Origin of the sequence: Pseudomonas sp. B21-032, assembly GCF_024748965.1 — a bacterium.
Lineage (GTDB): Bacteria > Pseudomonadota > Gammaproteobacteria > Pseudomonadales > Pseudomonadaceae > Aquipseudomonas.
On sequence record NZ_CP087180.1, the window covers coordinates 5,182,811 to 5,202,071 of the forward strand.

At 63.4% G+C, this 19,261-nt stretch carries 18 protein-coding genes; 7 read left to right on the forward strand and 11 right to left on the reverse strand.

Features of this window, described 5'->3' with window-relative positions; all coding sequences use genetic code 11:
* The first annotated feature begins 5 nt into the window (after nt 1-5).
* Complete coding sequence (locus LOY54_RS23920; protein ID WP_010222913.1) at nt 6-845, forward strand: HlyC/CorC family transporter; 840 nt, start codon at nt 6-8, stop codon at nt 843-845.
* A gap of 8 nt (nt 846-853) precedes the next feature.
* Nucleotides 854-2,371: an apolipoprotein N-acyltransferase gene (gene lnt / locus LOY54_RS23925; RefSeq protein WP_258608163.1), complete on the forward strand. Its 1,518-nt coding sequence runs from the start codon at nt 854-856 to the stop codon at nt 2,369-2,371.
* On the opposite strand, the gene LOY54_RS23930 is transcribed toward lnt, so the two are convergent.
* Both LOY54_RS23930 and LOY54_RS23935 read right to left on the reverse strand, forming a co-directional pair.
* Nucleotides 2,368-3,129, reverse strand: a complete 762-nt coding sequence (locus LOY54_RS23930) for a YdcF family protein (protein WP_258608165.1) — start codon at nt 3,127-3,129, stop codon at nt 2,368-2,370. The genes lnt and LOY54_RS23930 overlap by 4 nt on opposite strands.
* Before the next feature lie 124 nt (nt 3,130-3,253).
* Nucleotides 3,254-3,568: a hypothetical protein gene (locus LOY54_RS23935; protein ID WP_045199850.1), complete on the reverse strand. Its 315-nt coding sequence runs from the start codon at nt 3,566-3,568 to the stop codon at nt 3,254-3,256.
* 240 nt (nt 3,569-3,808) lie between these two features.
* On the opposite strand from LOY54_RS23935, the gene leuS reads away from it, so the two are divergent.
* The 5 genes from leuS (at nt 3,809) to LOY54_RS23960 (ending at nt 9,814) form a co-directional block, all read left to right on the forward strand.
* Nucleotides 3,809-6,415 (forward strand): leucine--tRNA ligase, encoded by a 2,607-nt coding sequence (leuS, locus tag LOY54_RS23940; RefSeq protein WP_258608167.1) that lies wholly within the window; start codon nt 3,809-3,811, stop codon nt 6,413-6,415.
* A gap of 65 nt (nt 6,416-6,480) precedes the next feature.
* Entirely contained in the window at nt 6,481-7,086 is a 606-nt protein-coding gene (gene lptE, locus LOY54_RS23945; protein ID WP_045199854.1) for an LPS assembly lipoprotein LptE, read from the forward strand.
* Nucleotides 7,087-7,122: 36 nt separating this feature from the next.
* Complete coding sequence (gene holA / locus LOY54_RS23950; RefSeq protein ID WP_258608169.1) at nt 7,123-8,160, forward strand: DNA polymerase III subunit delta; 1,038 nt, start codon at nt 7,123-7,125, stop codon at nt 8,158-8,160.
* Nucleotides 8,161-8,271: 111 nt separating this feature from the next.
* Nucleotides 8,272-8,436: an alternative ribosome rescue factor ArfA gene (arfA, locus tag LOY54_RS23955; protein ID WP_045199858.1), complete on the forward strand. Its 165-nt coding sequence runs from the start codon at nt 8,272-8,274 to the stop codon at nt 8,434-8,436.
* A gap of 61 nt (nt 8,437-8,497) precedes the next feature.
* Nucleotides 8,498-9,814 (forward strand): lytic murein transglycosylase, encoded by a 1,317-nt coding sequence (locus LOY54_RS23960; protein ID WP_045200053.1) that lies wholly within the window; start codon nt 8,498-8,500, stop codon nt 9,812-9,814.
* Here the strand turns inward: LOY54_RS23960 and LOY54_RS23965 are convergent.
* From LOY54_RS23965 to mrdA, 9 genes are all read right to left on the reverse strand, one after another.
* Nucleotides 9,705-10,811, reverse strand: a complete 1,107-nt coding sequence (locus tag LOY54_RS23965) for an LD-carboxypeptidase (RefSeq protein WP_408980539.1) — start codon at nt 10,809-10,811, stop codon at nt 9,705-9,707. The genes LOY54_RS23960 and LOY54_RS23965 overlap by 110 nt on opposite strands.
* 91 nt (nt 10,812-10,902) lie before the next feature.
* Nucleotides 10,903-11,901 carry a lipoyl synthase gene (lipA, locus tag LOY54_RS23970; protein WP_010222903.1) on the reverse strand — a complete coding sequence of 333 codons (999 nt, stop codon included), beginning with the start codon at nt 11,899-11,901 and terminating at the stop codon, nt 10,903-10,905.
* A gap of 2 nt (nt 11,902-11,903) precedes the next feature.
* On the reverse strand, nt 11,904-12,551 hold the full coding sequence (gene lipB, locus LOY54_RS23975) for a lipoyl(octanoyl) transferase LipB (RefSeq protein ID WP_045199863.1): 648 nt from the start codon (nt 12,549-12,551) through the stop codon (nt 11,904-11,906).
* Nucleotides 12,551-12,823, reverse strand: a complete 273-nt coding sequence (locus tag LOY54_RS23980) for a DUF493 domain-containing protein (protein ID WP_045199865.1) — start codon at nt 12,821-12,823, stop codon at nt 12,551-12,553. Before LOY54_RS23980 ends, lipB begins: the two co-directional genes overlap by 1 nt.
* Nucleotides 12,824-12,898: 75 nt before the next feature.
* A complete protein-coding gene (locus LOY54_RS23985; RefSeq protein WP_045199868.1) occupies nt 12,899-14,059 on the reverse strand; it encodes a D-alanyl-D-alanine carboxypeptidase family protein in 1,161 nt (386 codons plus the stop codon).
* A 134-nt stretch (nt 14,060-14,193) separates the two neighbouring features.
* Entirely contained in the window at nt 14,194-15,198 is a 1,005-nt protein-coding gene (locus LOY54_RS23990; protein WP_258608172.1) for a septal ring lytic transglycosylase RlpA family protein, read from the reverse strand.
* On the reverse strand, nt 15,198-16,208 hold the full coding sequence (gene mltB / locus LOY54_RS23995) for a lytic murein transglycosylase B (RefSeq protein WP_045200056.1): 1,011 nt from the start codon (nt 16,206-16,208) through the stop codon (nt 15,198-15,200). The genes LOY54_RS23990 and mltB overlap by 1 nt, the downstream gene beginning before the upstream one ends.
* A gap of 17 nt (nt 16,209-16,225) precedes the next feature.
* Nucleotides 16,226-17,329: a rod shape-determining protein RodA gene (gene rodA / locus LOY54_RS24000; protein WP_045200058.1), complete on the reverse strand. Its 1,104-nt coding sequence runs from the start codon at nt 17,327-17,329 to the stop codon at nt 16,226-16,228.
* A gap of 38 nt (nt 17,330-17,367) precedes the next feature.
* A complete protein-coding gene (gene mrdA / locus LOY54_RS24005; protein WP_045199872.1) occupies nt 17,368-19,257 on the reverse strand; it encodes a penicillin-binding protein 2 in 1,890 nt (629 codons plus the stop codon).
* Between the last annotated feature and the right edge of the window lie 4 nt (nt 19,258-19,261).

Consider the following 19,261-nt stretch of genomic DNA (forward strand, 5'->3'; position numbering starts at 1 on the left):
CCGCCATGAGCGAAGATCGATCGAGCAACGGGCAAAAGTCCTGGCTGGGCAAACTGACCCAGGCTTTTGCCCACGAGCCGAAAAACCGTCAGGAGCTGCTTGAGCTGCTGCGCGAAGCCCATCAGAACAAGCTGCTCGACAGCGAGGCGCTGACCATTGTCGAGGGCGCCATCCAGGTCGCCGACCTGCAGGTGCGCGACATCATGGTGCCGCGCTCGCAGATGATGAGCATCAAGGCGACCCAGTCGCCGCGTGAGTTCCTGCCGGCGGTGATCGACGCCGCCCACTCGCGCTACCCGGTGGTCGGCGAAAGCCACGATGACGTGCTCGGCGTGCTGCTGGCCAAAGACCTGCTGCCGTTGATCCTCAAGGAGAACGGCGACAGCTTCAACATCAAGGACCTGCTGCGCCCGGCCACCTTCGTGCCCGAGTCCAAGCGCCTGAACGTGCTGCTGCGCGAGTTTCGCGCCAACCACAACCACATGGCCATCGTCATCGACGAGTACGGCGGCGTGGCGGGCCTGGTGACCATCGAAGACGTCCTTGAGCAAATCGTCGGCGACATCGAAGACGAGCATGACGTCGAGGAGGACAGCTACATCAAGCCACTGCCCAGCGGCGACTTCCTGATCAAGGCGCTGACGCCGATCGAGAACTTCAACGAGTTCTTCGACAGCCAGTTCTCCGACGACGAGTTCGACACCGTCGGCGGCCTGGTGATGAGCGCCTTCGGCCACCTGCCCAAGCGTAACGAGACCACCGAGATCGGCCCGTACCGTTTCCGTATTCTCAACGCCGACAGCCGCCGGATTCACCTGCTGCGTCTGACCCCTATCACCCGTTAAGGACAACCATGCGCTGGATCACCCGCCCCGGCTGGCCCGGTAACCTGCTGGCCGTGGCGGCCGGTGCAATCACCACCCTGGCCCTGGCGCCGTTCGACATCTGGCCGCTGGCATTGCTTGCGGCCGGCCTGTTCTACCTCGGCCTGCGCGAGCTCAGCCCGCGCCAGGCCCTGGGCCGCGGCTGGTGCTTCGGCTTTGGCCTGTACGCCGCCGGCACCAGCTGGATCTACGTCAGCATCAATACCTACGGCGGCGCCACGCCGCTGCTGGCCACCGGGCTGTTGCTGGCGTTCTTTGCCGCCATTGCCTGGTTCTTCGCCCTGCCCGCCTGGCTCTGGGCGCGCTGGCTACGGCGCAACGAGGCGCCGTTGGCCGATGCCCTGTGCTTCGCCGCCTTATGGGTCGGCCAGGAGGCGTTCCGCGGCTGGTTCCTTACCGGTTTCCCCTGGCTGTACTCCGGTTACAGCCAGCTCGACGGCCCGCTGTCGGGCCTGGCGCCGCTGGGCGGCATGTGGCTGATCTCGTTCTGCCTGGCGCTGTGCGCGGCGCTGCTGTGCAACCTGCCACGCCTGCGCGCGCGCACGTCGTTTCTGGCAGTGGCCGTGGTCTTGCTGCTGGCGCCCTGGGCCATCGGCCTGGCGCTGAAAAACCACGCCTGGACCAGCCCGGCGGGCAAGCCGCTGACCGTTGCTGCGCTGCAAGGCAACGTCGAGCAGGAAATGAAGTGGAACCCCGAACACGTCAATGCTCAACTGGCCCTGTACCGCGACATGAGCTTCAGCTCCAAGCCGGTCGACCTGCTGGTGTGGCCGGAAACCGCGGTGCCGATCCTCAAGGATCAGGCCCAGGGCTACCTGGACATGATGGGCAACTTCGCCGCCGAGCGTAGTACCGCCTTGATCACCGGGGTTCCGGTACGTGAAGTGGTGCACGAGCAACGCCGCTATTACAACGGCATCACTGTCACCGGCGAAGGCGATGGCACCTACCTCAAGCAAAAACTGGTGCCATTTGGCGAGTACGTGCCGCTGCAGGACATGCTCCGTGGCCTGATCGCCTTCTTTGACCTGCCAATGTCGGACTTCGCCCGTGGCCCGGCCGATCAGCCACTGTTGCAGGCCAAGGGCTATCAAATCGCGCCGTACATCTGCTACGAAGTGGTTTATCCGGAGTTTGCCGCAAGCCTGGCGGCCCGCAGCGATATCCTCCTGACCATCAGCAACGACACCTGGTTCGGCACCTCGATCGGCCCCCTGCAGCATCTGCAGATGGCGCAGATGCGTGCCCTGGAAGCCGGCCGCTGGATGATCCGCGCCACCAACAACGGCGTCACCGGCCTGATCGACCCGTTCGGGCGCATCACCGCACAGATCCCGCAGTTCGAGCGTGGCATCCTCTATGGCGAAGTGGTGCCGATGCAGCAACTCACCCCGTACCTGCAGTGGCGCTCCTGGCCACTGGTGATTCTCTGCGCGTTGCTGCTGGGCTGGGCCCTGCTGGCCAGCCGGATCGCCAAGACCGTCTAGTAGAACAGCTTGTAGCCGAGCAGGCCGACTGCCTCATTGAGCAGTTGGCCGCTCTGCCACAGCGACTTGCCTTCCGGCAGCCAGCCACCGAAGGGCCGGGCATGGTCACGACCCAGAAAGCCCACCGGTGCCGGCACCACGACAAACCCCGCCTGTTCGAAGCTCCAGCGTGAACGCTGCATGTGCCAGGCCTGGGTCACCACCACTACGCGCTTGATCCCCAGAGGCTGCAACAACTCGGCACTCATCTGCGCGTTTTCCCAGGTGGTACGGCTGCGCTCTTCCTTCCAGCGCACGCTGACCCCGAGGTCTCGCTGCAAGGAATCGGCCATCAGCTGCGCTTCGCTGGGCGGCGTACCGTAATGCAATCCGCCGCTGGTCAATACTGGCAACCCCGAGGCCTTGGCCAGTTGCGCGGCGTAACGCATGCGCTCCATGGCCACGCCCGTGGGCTGGTCCTGCGAGTCCCAGGCAGGGTCGCCGCGCTCGCGCCCGGCCCCGAGGATGACGATGGCATCGGCCTGCTGCGCAAGCCCCGCCCACTGGCTGCTGGCCAGGGCCGGCTCGCTTTCCAGTTGCCGGGCAGCCTGCTCCACCACGATCGGCAGGCTCATCAGCCACAAGCCGCCCAGGCCCAGGACAAAGCACAGGGTCGACAGCCGCGGCCAGGATTTGGGCAGCCACCAGGCAGCAATCAGCAAAAGAAACAGGATGCCGGGCGGCATGATCATTTGTTTGATGAGATAGCGAATGGGCACAGGACACCTCCTTGGAGGTGCGCAGCCTAAGAGGAACGGCACCTGGCAACAATAGTCAGGTGCCGCTCCGGGAAGTTTTTGCTGCAGTGGCGCACTCCGCCTTGCGCCGGAAAAACCCGAACAGCTACTTGAAATGCAGCGTCCTGGACTTCGCTGTGGTAGCGGAGCGCTTGTCCTTGAGCCAGACAACTCTGGCCGCAGGTGGCGTCTCCACGTGTGGCAATGCGCCGACGCGTCCATGCCCGCCCTCCGGAAGGGATTCCAGATAGGCCTTGATCACTTCGAATTCAGCGCGGCTCAAACCACGCAACTCCAATTCAGCAGGCACTTCATCGCGTAATCGAACGGAGGTTCTGGCGACCTCGAGGGCCAGGCCCAGACGATCGATCAGCCGTTCGTAAAGCTCCGGTTTGGTTACTTGTTGCTGCGACTCTCCCATCCGTTCACCTCATTGAAGATAAATATATCTCCCCCCACACATGAGCTTAGCGTTACTCGCAAAAGCAGCCGGACGCCGCGACCAACGGCCCGCCGCGCCAAAGGCGGTGCAATCAGGGTTTCCCTCGGTGGACAGGGGTCATGTATGCTAGGGCGTTCACCATACTTGACACCGGATTGCCGATGCAGCGGTTTGATCGCTGCCTGGATAAGGTCTCCCATTTCTCAGCGCAAAGTAGCCATGCACGAACTCTATCAGCCCCGCGAAATCGAAGCCGCCGCCCAGTCTTACTGGGATGAGCGAAAGTCTTTTGAAGTCAGTGAACAGCCAGGCAAGGACACGTACTACTGCCTATCGATGTTCCCGTACCCAAGCGGCAAGCTACATATGGGCCACGTGCGCAACTACACCATTGGTGACGTGATCGCCCGTTACCAGCGCATGCTCGGCAAGAACGTCCTGCAGCCAATGGGCTGGGACGCCTTCGGCATGCCGGCGGAAAACGCCGCGATGAAGAACAACGTCGCCCCGGCCAAGTGGACCTACGAAAACATCGACTACATGAAGACCCAGCTCAAGAGCCTGGGCCTGGCATTCGACTGGTCGCGTGAAGTCACCACTTGCAAGCCGGACTACTACCGCTGGGAACAGTGGCTGTTCACCCGCCTGTTCGAAAAAGGCGTGATCTACCGCAAGAACGGTACCGTGAACTGGGACCCGGCCGACCAGACCGTGCTCGCCAACGAGCAGGTCATCGACGGTCGCGGCTGGCGTTCGGGCGCGCTGATCGAGAAGCGCGAAATCCCGATGTACTACTTCAAGATCACCGACTACGCCGACGAGTTGCTGGAAAGCCTCGACGAGCTGCCGGGCTGGCCTGAGCAGGTCAAGACCATGCAGCGCAACTGGATCGGCAAGTCCCGCGGCATGGAAGTGCAGTTCCCCTACGACCAGGCCAGCATCGGCCACGCCGGGGTGCTGAAAGTCTTCACCACCCGTCCGGACACCCTGATGGGCGCCACCTACGTGGCCGTTGCCGCCGAGCACCCGCTGGCCACCCAGGCTGCCCAGGGCAACCCCGAGCTGCAAGCCTTCATCGATGAATGCAAGAGCGGCAGCGTCGCTGAAGCCGACATCGCCACCCAGGAGAAAAAGGGCCTGGCCACCTCGCTGTTCGTCGAGCACCCGCTGACCGGCGAGAAGTTGCCGGTGTGGGTCGCCAACTACGTGCTGATGCACTACGGCGATGGCGCAGTAATGGCGGTACCGGCACACGACGAGCGCGATTTCGAGTTCGCCCACAAGTACAACCTGCCGGTCAAGGCAGTGGTGCGCACCAGCGCTGGCGATGAAGTCGGCAACGAGTGGCTGGCCACCTATGGCGAGCACGGCCAGCTGATCAATTCCGGCGAATTCGACGGCCTGGACTTCGCCGGCGCGTTCGACGCCATCGAAGTGGCGCTGATCAAGAAAGAGCTGGGCAAATCCCGCACCCAGTTCCGCCTGCGCGACTGGGGCATCAGCCGCCAGCGCTACTGGGGCTGCCCGATCCCGATTATCCACTGCCCGTCCTGTGGCGATGTGCCGGTACCGGAAGAGCAACTGCCGGTCATCCTGCCAGAAAACGTCGTGCCCGATGGCGCCGGCTCGCCGCTGGCGCGCATGCCCGAGTTCTACGAGTGCAGCTGCCCGAAATGCGGCACCGCGGCCAAGCGTGAAACCGACACCATGGACACCTTCGTCGAGTCGTCGTGGTACTTCGCCCGCTACGCCTCGCCAAACTACGAAGGCGGCATGGTCGACCCGAAAGCGGCCAACCACTGGCTGCCGGTCGACCAGTACATCGGCGGTATCGAACACGCGATCCTGCACCTGCTGTACGCGCGCTTCTTCCACAAGCTGATGCGCGACGAAGGTCTGGTCACCTCCAACGAGCCGTTCAAGAACCTGCTGACCCAGGGCATGGTCGTTGCCGAAACCTACTACCGCGTTGCCAGCAACGGCGGCAAGGACTGGTTCAACCCGGCCGACGTCGAGATCGAGCGCGACGCCAAGGCCAAGATCATCGGCGCCACGCTGAAAACCGACGGCCTGCCGGTCGAGATCGGCGGCACCGAGAAGATGTCCAAGTCCAAGAACAACGGCGTTGACCCGCAGGCGATGATCGAAGCCTACGGCGCCGACACCTGCCGCCTGTTCATGATGTTCGCCTCGCCGCCGGACATGAGCCTGGAATGGTCCGACTCCGGCGTCGAAGGTGCCAACCGCTTCCTGCGCCGCGTCTGGCGCCTGGCCCAGGCCCACGTGGCCCAGGGCCTGCCGGGCAAGCTGGATGTCGCCAGCCTCGATGACGGGCAAAAAGTGATCCGCCGCGCCATCCACGCAGCCATCAAGCAGGCCAGCACCGATGTCGGCCAGCACCACAAGTTCAACACCGCCATCGCCCAGGTGATGACCGTGATGAACGTACTGGAGAAAGCCCCGCAAGCCAGCGAACAGGACCGCGCCCTGCTGCAGGAAGGCCTGGAAGCAGTAACCTTGCTGCTGGCGCCGATTACCCCGCACATCAGCCACGAGCTGTGGCAGCGCCTGGGCCACCAGGACGCAGTGATCGATGCGGCCTGGCCGGTACTGGACGAGAGCGCCCTGGTCCAGGACAGCATCGTCCTGGTCATCCAGGTCAACGGCAAGCTGCGTGGCCAGATCGAAATGCCGGCCGCGGCCAGCCGTGAAGAAGTCGAAGCCGCCGCGCGCAGCAACGAGAACGTGCTGCGCTTCACCGAAGGCCTGAGCATCCGCAAGGTCATCGTGGTACCGGGCAAGCTGGTCAACATCGTCGCCAACTGACAGGAAAAGCCGGCCCGCCACAGCGCGGGCCGGCGCACAGAATCGGCCCACAAGGGAGCTACAACATGATCAAACGCAATCTGCTGGTAATGGGCCTGGCCGTTATGCTCAGCGCCTGCGGTTTCCAGCTGCGCGGTACCGGCAACACGGAACTGGCGATCAAGGAACTGGACCTGAGCGCGCGTAACGCCTACGGCGATACCGTGCTGCAGTTGCGCCAGGCATTGCAAAGCAACGGCGTCAATGTCCACGCCGGCGCGCCTTACAAGCTGGTGCTGACCAACGAACAAGAGTCCCAGCGTGCGGCAACCTACGCCGGTTCCGGGCGCTCGGCCGAGTACGAACTGACCACCGTGCTGAGCTACAGCATCGAAGGTCACAACGACACCAACCTGCTCAACGACAAGCTCGAAGTGCGCAAGATCTACGTGCATGACGGCAACAACATCACCGGTTCCGACCAGGAAGCCAACCAGACCCGCAAGGAAATGCGCCGCGACCTGGTGCAGAACATGCTCGTACGCCTGCAACTGCTGACCCCGAGCCAGCTTGAAGGCCTGCAACAAAAGGCTGACGAACGTGCGCAAGCCGAAGCCGACGCCCTGGAAGCTGCCCGCCGTGCCCAGGACGAAACGCCTCAGCAGTCGCCGCTGCAACTGCCGCGCAACTGAGACTGAACGGGGCACTTCGGTGCCCCGTCTGCCATCATGAAACTAACTCCCGCCCAGCTCAACAAACACCTGCAAGGCAGCCTCGCGCCGGTTTACGTGATCAGCGGCGATGACCCGCTGCTGTGCCAGGAAGCGGCCGACGCCGTGCGTGCCGCGGCGCGCCAGCAAGGCTTCGATGAACGCCAGGTGTTCAGCGCCGACGCCAACTTCGACTGGGGCACCCTGCTCCAGGCCGGGGCCAGCCTGTCGCTGTTCGCCCAGCGCCGCCTGCTCGAGCTGCGCCTGCCCTCCGGCAAGCCTGGCGACAAGGGCGCGGCAGCACTGATCGAGTACTGCGCCAAGCCTGCCGAAGACACCCTGCTGCTGATCAGCCTGCCCAAGCTCGATGGCAGTGCGCAGAAGACCAAGTGGGGCAAGGCGCTGATCGAAGGCCAGCACGTCCAGTTCGTGCAGATCTGGCCGGTAGACAGCCACCAGTTGCCGCAATGGATCAGCCAGCGCCTGTCCCAGGCCGGGCTGAGCGCCCAGCGCGACGCGGTTGACCTGATCGCCGCCCGGGTTGAAGGCAACCTGCTGGCAGCAGCCCAGGAGATCGAGAAGCTCAAGCTGCTGGCCGAAGGCAATCAGATCACGGTTGAAACGGTCCAGGCGGCGGTAGCCGACAGTGCCCGTTTCGATGTGTTCGGCCTAGTCGATGCGATCCTCAATGGCGAGGCAGCCCATGCTTTGCGCATGCTTGAGGGCTTGCGCGGCGAAGGTGTCGAGCCACCGGTGATTCTCTGGGCCCTGGCCCGGGAACTGCGCCTGCTGGCCGGGCTTGCCCAGCAGTTCAGCCAGGGCGTGCCGCTGGACAAGGCCTTCAGCCAGGCCCGGCCGCCGGTCTGGGACAAGCGCAAGCCGCTGATGAGCAAAGCCCTGCAACGCCATTCGGCGCAGCGCTGGAGCCAGTTGCTGCAGGATGCCCAGCGCATCGATGCGCAGATCAAGGGCCAGGCCCAGGGTTCAGCGTGGACCAGCCTGGCGCGCTTGTCGTTGTTGATGGCGGGGCAGCGCCTGGCTTTGCCGGCGGAGTGAAATGTATCGCGGGGCAAGCCCGCTCCTACCGATTTGTGTGGGAGCGGGCTTGCCCCGCGATAACTTCACACCTATATTGCGCCCCACACCCACCCTGCAGGACTCCCTGTCATGAGCAAAAAACCCGCAAAGCCCGGGCCCAACAAGGCCAAATCCATCGTCGCCCAGCCCTTGTTCCGCAGCCGCCAGGAACGCGCCGGCAAAGGCAAAGGCAGCTACCGCCGCGAAGCCTTCCAATCGAGAGATTGGGAGGCTTCTTACTTTTTGGCCGCATAAAGGCAAGAATCCGGCAGGCATGGTATGGTCGGCACCTGACCTGAAATACCTGGACCTGTGCATGCCCCTTTGTCTTTCCCGTCGCTGGCAACCTCGCCAGCTGATTGCCGCCTCCAGCCTCATCCTGCTTGTCGCCTGCGCGGAGAAACCCACCGCCGCCGATGCGCTGCCGCTGGCCCCTGCCCAACCGGCTCCAGTCGTCACCCTGCCCACCCCTGCCGTCGACACGCTCAGCGAGATCCAGCCGCTGCAAAGCTTCGCCCAATGGCAGGCGGGATTCCGCCAGCAAGCCCTGCAAGCGGGTATCAATGCCAGCACCTTCGACCGCGCATTCCTCGGTGTCACACCCGACATGGATGTGATCAAGGCCGACCGCAGCCAGCCTGAGTTTACCCGGCCGGTATGGGAGTACCTCGATGGTGCGCTGTCGCCACTGCGGGTACGCAACGGCAAAGGCCTGCTGGAAAAACATGCCGAGTTGCTGAGCCAGATCGAACAACGCTACGGCGTCGACCGCAATGTGCTGGTGTCGGTGTGGGGAATGGAGAGCAACTTTGGCCAGTTCCAGGGCAACAAATCGGTTATCCGCTCTCTCGCCACCCTGGCCTATGAAGGCCGCCGCCCGGCATTCGCCCAGGCGCAGTTGATCGCGGCGCTGCAAATCCTGCAAAACGGTGATATCCAGCCCGACGCCATGAAGGGCTCGTGGGCCGGGGCCATGGGCCAGACCCAGTTCATCCCCACCACCTACAACACCCATGCCGTGGATTTTGACGGCGACGGCCGCCGGGATATCTGGAACAGCTCGGCTGATGCCCTGGCCTCGACTGCGCATTACCTGCAAAGCTCCGGCTGGAAACGCGGCGAGCCCTGGGGTTTTGAGGTGCAGCTGGCGCCTGGCTTCGACTACTGGCTGGCCGATGGCAGCCAGCGCAAGCCGGTATCGGAATGGCTGCAGATGGGCCTGAAACTGCCCGCCGGTGTACGCTTGCCAGCCGGCAGCGAGCAGCTGTCCGCCGCCCTGCTGTTGCCGGCCGGTTATCGCGGCCCGGCATTCCTGGTACTGGACAACTTCCGCGCGATCCTCAAATACAACAACTCGTCGTCCTACGCCATGGCCGTCGGCCTGCTCGGCCAGCGCTTCGATGGCTCGGGCTACATTGCCGGCTCATGGCCCAAGGATGACCTGCCACTGAGCCGCAGCGAGCGTGTCGAGCTGCAGACCCTGCTCAGTGCCCGCAACTACGACGCCGGCGCCGCCGACGGCATTATCGGCGCCAACACCCGCAAGGCCATCCGCAGCGCCCAGCAGGCGCTGGGCTGGCCGGCTGATGGCTATCCGACGCACAAGCTGCTCGATAGCTTGCGTCAGCGCTGAAGCACCTCGCGGGGCAGGTCACTCTGGCCTGCCCGCGATGGCGCTCAAACAAATCCTGCTCCAGTCGCAAACACTTGCCATCGGCATCCAGGCACACCCTGGCCCCCATCGGCAACGTCAGGTTCGGGTCGCAATGACCACTGCGCCAGCCGGCCAGCACCGGCACCTGCAGCGGTGCAAAGAACTGGCGCAGCAAGGGCGCCAGCGCCTCTAGTGCAATCCCGGCAAAATCCCCGACCAGCACGCCACGAATCCCTTCGAGCTTACCCGCCAGACGCAATTGCGTCAGCAGGCGGTCGACCCGGTACAGCGGCTCGTTGACGTCTTCGATAAACAGAATACCGCCATCACAGTGGAGTTCTGCCGGGGTGCCCAGGGTCGCGCACAACAACGACAGATTCCCCCCCAGTAAAGGCCCGCTGGCAGAGCCTGGCAGGATGCTGGTCAATGGCCAGGCCTGAGGGTGCTCAAGACGGTCACCGGCGCCCAGCTGGCCGCGCAGCTGCTCGAACAGCGAAGAGAGTGTCGGCTCCTGCTTGTTGCCCAGCAGCTCCGACTTGAGCATGGCACCATGGAAAGTCACAAACCCGGCATGACGGGCAATCGCCGTGTGCAGCGCGGTAATGTCGCTGTAGCCGACCAACGGCTTGGGATGCCGGCGCAGCAAGTCGAAATCGATGTTTTCCAGTAGGCGCATACTGCCGTAGCCACCGCGCAGGCAGATGATGGCATCGACATCCTTAGCGGCAAATGCACTGTGCAGGTCTTGCAGGCGCTGCGCATCGCTACCGGCCAGATAACCCTCGGCGGCGGTCACTCCCGGGTAGATCCGGCAGCGATAGCCGCGCGCTTCGAACCACTGGTTGACCTTGAGCGTATCGACCTGGGCGGGACCTGCCGGGGCGATGATTGCGATCAGCCCGCCAGCGGGCAAGGCCATGGGCAACGGCTGGGCGTGAGACAGCACATCGGCCTGATGGGTGAAGGGAAGGTTCATCCAGACGACTCCTTGTGTGGACAGGTCGGCAAACAAAAATGCCGATGTCGCTTTGCAGCAGACATCGGCATCGAGACAACCAGGCTGTCGATCAGAGCTTGATCTTGGCCTCATGCGCCTGCTGGTCGGCATGGTACGAAGAACGCACCAGCGGACCGGAAGCAACGTTCTTGAAGCCCATCTTGTAACCTTCTTCGGCGAACCAGGCAAAGGTGTCCGGGTGCACGAAACGCTGCACCGGCAAGTGGCTGCGCGACGGCTGCAGGTACTGGCCGAGGGTCAGCATGTCGATGTTGTGCTCGCGCATGCGATGCATCACTTCGATCACTTCTTCATCGGTTTCGCCAAGGCCCAGCATCAGCCCGGACTTGGTCGGTACGTGCGGCACCAGTTCCTTGAACTTCTGCAGCAAGGTCAGCGACCACTGGTAGTCCGAACCCGGACGCGCGGCCTTGTACAGGCGCGGTACGGTTTCGAGGTTGTGGTTGAACACATCCGGCGGGGTTTCAGCGGTAATCGCCAGGGCCACATCCATGCGCCCGCGGTAGTCCGGCACCAGGGTCTCGAGCTGCACACCCGGCGACAGCGCGCGGATCTCACGGATACAGTCGGCAAAATGCTGGGCACCACCGTCGCGCAGGTCGTCGCGGTCCACCGAGGTGATCACCACGTACTTCAGGCGCAGGTCGGCAATGGCCACGGCGAGGTTCTTCGGCTCGTCGACGTCCAAGGGCTTCGGCCGGCCATGGCCGACGTCGCAGAACGGGCAGCGACGGGTGCAGATGTCACCCATGATCATGAAGGTCGCGGTGCCGCCCGAGAAGCACTCGCCCAGGTTCGGGCAGGAGGCTTCTTCGCAGACGCTGTGCAGCTTGTGCTTGCGCAGCAGTTGCTTGATGCGGTCGACTTCCGGCGAAACCGGGATACGCACGCGAATCCAGTCAGGCTTCTTTGGCAGCTCGTCAGTGGGGATGATCTTTACCGGGATACGCGCGACTTTTTCCGCGCCACGCAGTTTGACACCCGCCTCGACCTTCGGCCGAGGCGCTGGCGTCACGCTTTGCACTGGTTCTTGCACAACAGTAGTCATATTCAGAAGATTCCGCCCGTAAGGGTCGTCTGCTCAGCATAGTCGAGGTGCTTGACCAGCTGCCCGCGCAGCCTTGCCCTTACCTCAGAGAGTTCGATCGAGCCTGCCTGGTCGCGCAGCTGGGTCATGGCCAGCCCCGCATACCCGCAGGGGTTAATCCGGCGGAATGGCGCCAGGTCCATGTCCACGTTCAAGGCAAGGCCGTGGAACGAACAGCCATTGCGAATCCGCAGGCCGAGCGAGGCGATCTTCGCCCCGTCGACATAAACGCCTGGGGCATCGGCCTTGGCCGCCGCCTCGACGTTGTAACTGGCCAGCAACTCGATCAGACAGCGCTCGATGCGGCTGACCAGATCGCGCACGCCAAAACCCAGGCGGCGTACATCCAGCAGCAGGTACGCCACCAGCTGACCCGGGCCGTGATAGGTCACCTGGCCGCCGCGATCGGTCTGCACCACCGGGATGTCACCCGGTACCAGCAGATGCTCGGCCTTGCCAGCCTGGCCCTGGGTGAACACCGCCGGGTGTTCAACCAGCCATACCTCATCCGCGGTGCCCGGGCCACGCTGGTCGGTAAACCGACGCATGGCCTCCAGCACCGGCTCGTAAGGCAGCAGGCCGAGGTCGCGAAAGCCGAGGCACGCGGGCATCAGAGCACCATTTTCACGATTCCGGTCGCGCGCAGGGCGCTGTTGATATCGTGCAGCTGGTCTTCACCCGTGGCGATGATGTGCAGTTGCACCGTGGTGTACTTGCCTTCCTTGCTCTGACGTTCAGCCAGGGTACTCATGTCGACCGTGGCGTACTTCTTGAGGATCTCGATCACCGTGTCCTTGAAATTGACCACGGTGTCGCCGATGACCTTGATCGGGTAATCGGCGCAGGGGAATTCGATTTTGTGCGACTTGTCAGCTTCGGTCATAGCAGTAACGGCCTCGTAAGCCGTGGCAACAACAACGCCCCCGCATGAGTGGCGGGGGCGTGGCAGGTCACGATATCAGTTGAACAACCCGTAGAAGAATAGCCGAATGCTATCCCACACACGACGGAAGAAACCACCTTCCTCAACGCCATCCAGCGCGATCAGGTCGGCACTGTGGACAACCTTGTCATCCAGTTTGACTTCCACTTTACCGATCACGTCACCTTTGTTGATCGGAGCGATCAATTGCGGGTTCATGGTCATGCTTGCGGCCAGCTTTTTCAATTGGCCTTTAGGCAAAGTCATGGTCAGGTCTTCGGCGAGACCGGCTTTGACCTGATTGGTTGCGCCCTTCCAGACCGGTGCCTGGGCAAGCTCGGTACCCTTCTGGTAGAAGGTCTGGGTTTCGAAGAAGCGGAAGCCGTAGGTCAGCAGCTTCTGGGTTTCGGCCGCACGCGATTGCTCGCTGTTGGTACCGAAGACCACGGCGATCAGGCGCATGCCGTCACGTACTGCCGAAGACACCATGCAGTAGCCAGCTTCGTCGGTGTGGCCGGTTTTCAGGCCGTCGACGGTCTTGTCGCGCCACAGCAGCAGGTTGCGGTTAGGCTGCTTGATGTTGTTCCAGAAGAACTCTTTCTGCGAGTAGATCGCATAGTGAGCCGGGTCTTCGTGGATGATCGCGCGCGCCAGCACCGCCATGTCATGAGCCGACGAGTAGTGCTCGGGGTTCGGCAGGCCGGTCGGGTTCATGAAGTGGCTGTTGCTCATGCCCAGGTCGCCGGCGGTCTTGTTCATCATGTCGGCGAAGGCGTCTTCGCTGCCGGCGATGTGCTCGGCGAGGGCGACGCTGGCGTCGTTACCCGACTGGATGATGATGCCGTGCAGCAGGTCGCTGACGCTGACCTGGGTGCCGACCTTGATGAACATCCGCGAACCGCCGGTGCGCCAGGCGTTTTCGCTGACAGTGACCGGGTCGTTTTCGCCGATCTGCCCGCGGCGGATATCCAGGGTCGCGATGTAGGCGGTCATCAGCTTGGTCAGGCTCGCCGGAGGCAGACGCTGGTCACCATTGTTCTCGACCAGGATGTTGCCGCTGGAGGCTTCCATGAGCACGTAGGACTTGGCAGCCAGTTGCGGCGGCGACGGCATCATTTGCTCTGCCGCGAAGGCGGCAGGGGCAATCATCAGCGGTACAAGCAGGCAAAGGCGTTTGGCAAAGCTGGTTATGTTCATCCGTCTCTCGAAATGGCTAATGGGCTCATGCCCTCATGGGCAAAACGTTTACAGGCGCATGGCCTGACGGGCAAAACCGCCATTGTACATGGCGGCTGCGCCCGGCTGCATGACAAACCGATCAGTCCCCCCGATCAGTCTGCCGTGACGACTTTGGGCTGCCCCAGATTGGCCAGGCGCACGCTGTCCTGCATCTGCTGGGCTTCGCCCTGGCTGTTGATCGGCCCCAGGCGGACCCGGTGCAGGGTCTGCTGGTTGCGCACGATCGAACTGATGAACACCGGTGCGCTGACCATGCTGCTGAGCTTGGAGCGCAGCAGTTCGGCGGCATCGGGGTTGGCAAAAGCGCCGACCTGCAAGTAAAGACCATTGCTGGCCATCGTGTTGTTGCTGGCGACTTGCAGGGGTACGACCGCAGCGGCGTGCTGCTGCGGCGGTGGCGTCCATTGCTCGACCGTGCCGGTGCTGGCCGGCAGCGCCTGGGTCTGGGCCACTTGCGGCTGGTCGAGGACCATCGGCGCCGGCTGGCCCCGCTGGGCCCACCATTGTTTCGGGTCGATGCCTTCGACGCGCACCCGCGCGGTGCCGGTCTCGGCATAGCCAAGCTTCTTCGCCGCCGCGTACGACAGGTCGATGATGCGGTCGGAATAGAACGGCCCGCGGTCGTTGACCCGCAGGATCACGCTGCGCTGGTTATCGAGGTTGGTAACCTTGACGTAGGCCGGCAGCGGCAGGGTCTTGTGCGCCGCGCTCATACCGTAGAGGTCATAGACCTCGCCGTTGGCGGTGTTCTGGCCGTGGAACTTGGTGCCGTACCAGGATGCCGTGCCCTCGGCGCGGTAGTTGCGCGAGTCGGGGATCGGGAAGTAGGTCTTGCCCAGCACGGTGTAGGGGTTGGCCTTGTAGTTGCCGGTGTGCACGGTCGGGGTCGCGTCGGGGATCTTCGAGACGTCGACGTCCCACCATGGCGCGCCGTCCTTGTGGGCCCGGTTGATGTCCAGGCCAGGCTTGGCCCGCACGACATTGGCATTACCCGGGGTGGAGGTGCTCGGGCGGCTGCTCGAACAGCTCACCAGCACCAGGCCCAGGGCCGCGCAACCAAGCAGTTTCAGCGATGTAGCGGAGAACATTACGCGCATTACTTGGCGCCCCGTGCTTGAACCAGCAGGTCCGAGAGCTGATGCACTGCCATGGCATACATCACGCTGCGGTTATAGCGAGTGATCGCGTAGAAGTTTTTCAGGCCCAGCCAGTATTCCGGGCCGTTGTCACCTTCGAGCCGGAAGGCGGTGACCGGCAGATCATCGCGCAGCGCATCATGACTCGACCAGCCCAGTGCCCGCAACTCCCCGACCGTCTTGACCGCGTCGATGCCCGGGCTCAGGCCTTCGTCGACGCGTTCGCCACGCACCGTGGCGCGGCTGACCACCTGTTCGCCGGCTACCCAGCCATGACGCTTGAAGTAGCTGGCAACGCTGCCGATGGCATCGTCCGGGTTGTTCCAGATGTTGATGTGGCCGTCGCCGTCAAAATCCACGGCGTAGGCGCGAAAGCTGCTCGGCATGAACTGCGGCAAGCCCATGGCCCCGGCGTAGGAGCCCTTGAGGGTCAGTGGGTCGACCTGCTCTTCACGGGCCAGCAACAGGTACTCGCGCAGCTCCTTGCGGAAGAATTCGGCACGCGGCGGGTAATCGAAGCCCAGGGTCGACAGCGCATCAATCACCCGGTAATTGCCGGTGTTGCGGCCAAAGAAGGTTTCGACGCCGATGATCGAGACGATCACCTGGGCCGGCACGCCGTACTCCTGTTCGGCGCGGGCCAGGGTGGCCTCATGCTGGCGCCAGAAGTCGACGCCGCGGGCGACGCGGGCGTCGGTGAGGAACATCGGCCGGTAGTCTTTCCAGGGCTTTACCCGTTCAGCCGGGCGCGAGATCGCGTCAAGGATCGACTGCTTGCGCTGAACCTCGCGAAACACCCCCATCAGTTGCTCACCGGCAAAACCGTAGTCGCGGGTCATTTCGCCGACGAACTCGGCTACCTGGGGCGAGCCGTCGTAGTCGCCGGCAGCAGCGCCTTGCGCGCCGCCGAGCAAACCTACAAAGCCGACCCAGGGCGCACAACGAGCCGCCCAGCCACGCATTGCTTGCATGTAATTCTTCACCTTATTCAAACCTGCGCAATCCATTTGCGATGCGTATGGATCGACATTAAAACCCCAAACGCTGACAGCAGCGTCACCAACGAAGTTCCGCCATAACTAATGAAGGGCAGCGGCACCCCCACCACGGGCAACAAGCCGCTGACCATACCGATATTGACGAACACATAAACAAAGAAGGTCATGGTCAGGCTGCCGGCCAGCAACTTGCCGTAGAGCGTCTGGGCCTGGGCGGTAATCACCAGGCCGCGGCCGATCAGCAGCAGGTAGATCAAAAGCAGCGCGCAGATGCCGACCAGGCCGAACTCCTCGCCGAGCACGGCGATGATGAAGTCGGTGTGGCTTTCCGGGAGAAAGTCCAGGTGCGACTGGGTGCCCAGCAGCCAGCCCTTGCCGAACACCCCGCCCGAGCCGATCGCCGCTTTCGACTGGATGATGTTCCAGCCGGTGCCCAGCGGATCGCTTTCCGGGTCGAGAAAGGTCAGTACCCGCTGCTTCTGGTAGTCGTGCATGACGAAGAACCACATCGCCACCGCCACCGGCACTGCCGCCGCCACCACGCTGAGGATCCAGCGCCAGCGCAGGCCGCCCATGAACAGCACGAAGGCGCCGGAGGCGAGGATCAGCAAGGCGGTACCCAGGTCTGGCTGGCGCACAATGAGGATGAACGGCAGGCCGATCAGGATCAGGCTGATCACCACGTGCTTCAAATGCGGCGGCAGCGAGCGCTTGGCCAGGTACCAGGCGATGGTCGCCGGCATGATGATCTTCATGAACTCCGAGGGCTGGAAGCGGATCACCCCGGGAATGTTGATCCAGCGCGTGGCGCCCATGGCGTTGTGGCCCATGACGTCGACCACCACCAGCAGGATCACCCCGACCACATAGGCAAGGGGCACCCAGCGCGCCATGAAACGTGGTTCGAGCTGGGCAATGACGAACATCGACACCAGGCCGATGCCGAACGAACTGGCTTGCTTGAGCAGCAGGTCCCAGTTCTTGCCGCTGGCCGAATAGAGCACGAACAGGCTGCCGGCAGCCAGGGTCAGCAGCAGGATCAGCAACGGGCCGTCGACATGGATGCGCTGCAGGAAGCTTGCGCGACGACGCATTACGTCCTCGCTGGAAAGCATGCGATCGAAATTGTTCTTCACTGGGCCGATTCCTGAACGACGGTGGCGGGAGCGAACTCGGATTTGAGCCGGCCATGCTCGTCGAGCAACCAGGCGTCCATTACCTGACGCATCACCGGCGCCGCGACGCGGCCACCCGCTTCGCCGTTTTCGATCATCACCGAAACCACGATCTTCGGGTTCTCTGCTGGGGCGAAGCCGACGAACAGGGCGTGGTCGCGGTGGCGTTCCTGAACCTTGTTGCGGTCGTACTTCTCGCCCTGCTTGATCGCTACCACCTGGGCGGTACCACTCTTGCCGGCAATCCGGTACTGGGCACCGGCGGCGGCGGCGCGGGCGGTACCGCGGGCGTTGTGCATCACCTGCTCCATGCCATGGGTGACCCTGGCCCAGTCGGACTTGTCACGCAAGACGATGTCTTCCATCGGGTTCTCGTCCACCGGTGGCTGGCCTTCGATGGTCTTGGCCAGGTGCGGACGGTTCCACTTGCCCTTGCTGGCGATCAGGGCGATGGCCTGGGCCATCTGCAGCGGCGTGGTCTGCATGTAGCCCTGGCCGATACCGAGGATCAGCGTCTCGCCCGGGAACCAGGCCTGGCGGCGGGTGGCGCGCTTCCATTCGCGAGTCGGCATCAGGCCGGCGGACTCCTCGAACATGTCGAGGGAGACTTTCTGCCCGAGGCCGAACTTGTTCATGTAGCTGGACAGACGGTCGATGCCCATCTTGTGCGCCAGGTCGTAGAAGTAGGTGTCGTTGGAGCGCATGATCGCCAGGTCGAGGTCGACCCAGCCGTCGCCGCTGCGGTTCCAGTTGCGGTACTTGTGGTCATAATTGGGCAGTTGGTAGAAGCCCGGGTCGAACACTCGGCTGCTGGCGGTGACCACACCACTGTCGAGGCCGGCGATGGCCACTGCCGGCTTGATGGTCGAACCCGGCGGGTACAGGCCGCGCAGCACGCGGTTGAACAGCGGCCGGTCGATCGAATCGCGCAGCTCGGCATAGGCCTTGAAGCTGATGCCGGTGACGAACGGGTTGGGGTCAAAGCTTGGCTGGCTGACCATCGCCAGTACTTCGCCGGTATTTGGGTCGAGTGCGACAATGGCGCCGCGGCGCCCGCCCAGCGCGGCCTCGGCAGCTTCCTGCAGCTTGATGTCGAGGCTCAGGACGATGTCTTTGCCGGGGATCGGGTCGGTGCGCTTGAGCACCCGCAATACCCGGCCACGGGCGTTGGTCTCAACCTCTTCGTAACCCACCTGGCCGTGCAGTTCCGGCTCGTAGAAGCGCTCGATGCCGGTCTTGCCGATATGGTGGGTGCCGCTGTAGTTGACCGGGTCGAGGGTCTTGAGCTCTTTCTCGTTGATCCGCCCGACATAACCGACCGAGTGAGCAAAGTGCGCTCCCTGCGGGTAATGGCGCACCAGTTGGGCGACCACCTCAACGCCGGGCAGGCGGAACTGGTTCACCGCAACCCGGGCGATCTGCTCTTCGGTCAGCTCGAACAGGATCGGCACCGGCTCGAACGGCCGGCGGCCCTGGCGCATGCGCTTTTCAAACAGGGTGCGGTCGTCCGGGGTCAGCTCGAGCACCTCGACGATCACATCGAGTACCTGCTGCCAGTCGCCGGAGCGCTCACGGGTCATGGTCAGGCTGAAGCTTGGCCGGTTATCGGCGACGATCACCCCGTTGCGGTCGAAGATCAGCCCGCGAGTCGGCGGAATCGGCTGCACATGCACCCGGTTGTTTTCCGACAGGGTCGAGTGATAGTCGTACTGGATCACCTGCAGGTAATACAGGCGGGCGATCAACACGCAAATCAGCAGGACGATCGCCACTGCACCGACCACGACGCGGCTACGCACCAGACGGGCGTCTTTCTCGTGATCCTTGAGGCGAATCGGCTGCGACATTGAA

Coding starts and splice junctions, on each gene's coding strand:
- LOY54_RS23920 (WP_010222913.1), top strand. CDS start 6: ATGAGCGAAGATCGATCGAGCAACGGGCAAAAGTCCTGGCTGGGCAAA.
- lnt (WP_258608163.1), top strand. CDS start 854: ATGCGCTGGATCACCCGCCCCGGCTGGCCCGGTAACCTGCTGGCCGTG.
- LOY54_RS23935 (WP_045199850.1), bottom strand. CDS start 3,568: ATGGGAGAGTCGCAGCAACAAGTAACCAAACCGGAGCTTTACGAACGG.
- leuS (WP_258608167.1), top strand. CDS start 3,809: ATGCACGAACTCTATCAGCCCCGCGAAATCGAAGCCGCCGCCCAGTCT.
- lptE (WP_045199854.1), top strand. CDS start 6,481: ATGATCAAACGCAATCTGCTGGTAATGGGCCTGGCCGTTATGCTCAGC.
- holA (WP_258608169.1), top strand. CDS start 7,123: ATGAAACTAACTCCCGCCCAGCTCAACAAACACCTGCAAGGCAGCCTC.
- arfA (WP_045199858.1), top strand. CDS start 8,272: ATGAGCAAAAAACCCGCAAAGCCCGGGCCCAACAAGGCCAAATCCATC.
- LOY54_RS23960 (WP_045200053.1), top strand. CDS start 8,498: ATGCCCCTTTGTCTTTCCCGTCGCTGGCAACCTCGCCAGCTGATTGCC.
- LOY54_RS23965 (WP_408980539.1), bottom strand. CDS start 10,811: ATGAACCTTCCCTTCACCCATCAGGCCGATGTGCTGTCTCACGCCCAG.
- lipA (WP_010222903.1), bottom strand. CDS start 11,901: ATGACTACTGTTGTGCAAGAACCAGTGCAAAGCGTGACGCCAGCGCCT.
- lipB (WP_045199863.1), bottom strand. CDS start 12,551: ATGCCCGCGTGCCTCGGCTTTCGCGACCTCGGCCTGCTGCCTTACGAG.
- LOY54_RS23980 (WP_045199865.1), bottom strand. CDS start 12,823: ATGACCGAAGCTGACAAGTCGCACAAAATCGAATTCCCCTGCGCCGAT.
- LOY54_RS23985 (WP_045199868.1), bottom strand. CDS start 14,059: ATGAACATAACCAGCTTTGCCAAACGCCTTTGCCTGCTTGTACCGCTG.
- LOY54_RS23990 (WP_258608172.1), bottom strand. CDS start 15,198: ATGCGCGTAATGTTCTCCGCTACATCGCTGAAACTGCTTGGTTGCGCG.
- mltB (WP_045200056.1), bottom strand. CDS start 16,208: ATGCAAGCAATGCGTGGCTGGGCGGCTCGTTGTGCGCCCTGGGTCGGC.
- rodA (WP_045200058.1), bottom strand. CDS start 17,329: ATGCGTCGTCGCGCAAGCTTCCTGCAGCGCATCCATGTCGACGGCCCG.
- mrdA (WP_045199872.1), bottom strand. CDS start 19,257: ATGTCGCAGCCGATTCGCCTCAAGGATCACGAGAAAGACGCCCGTCTG.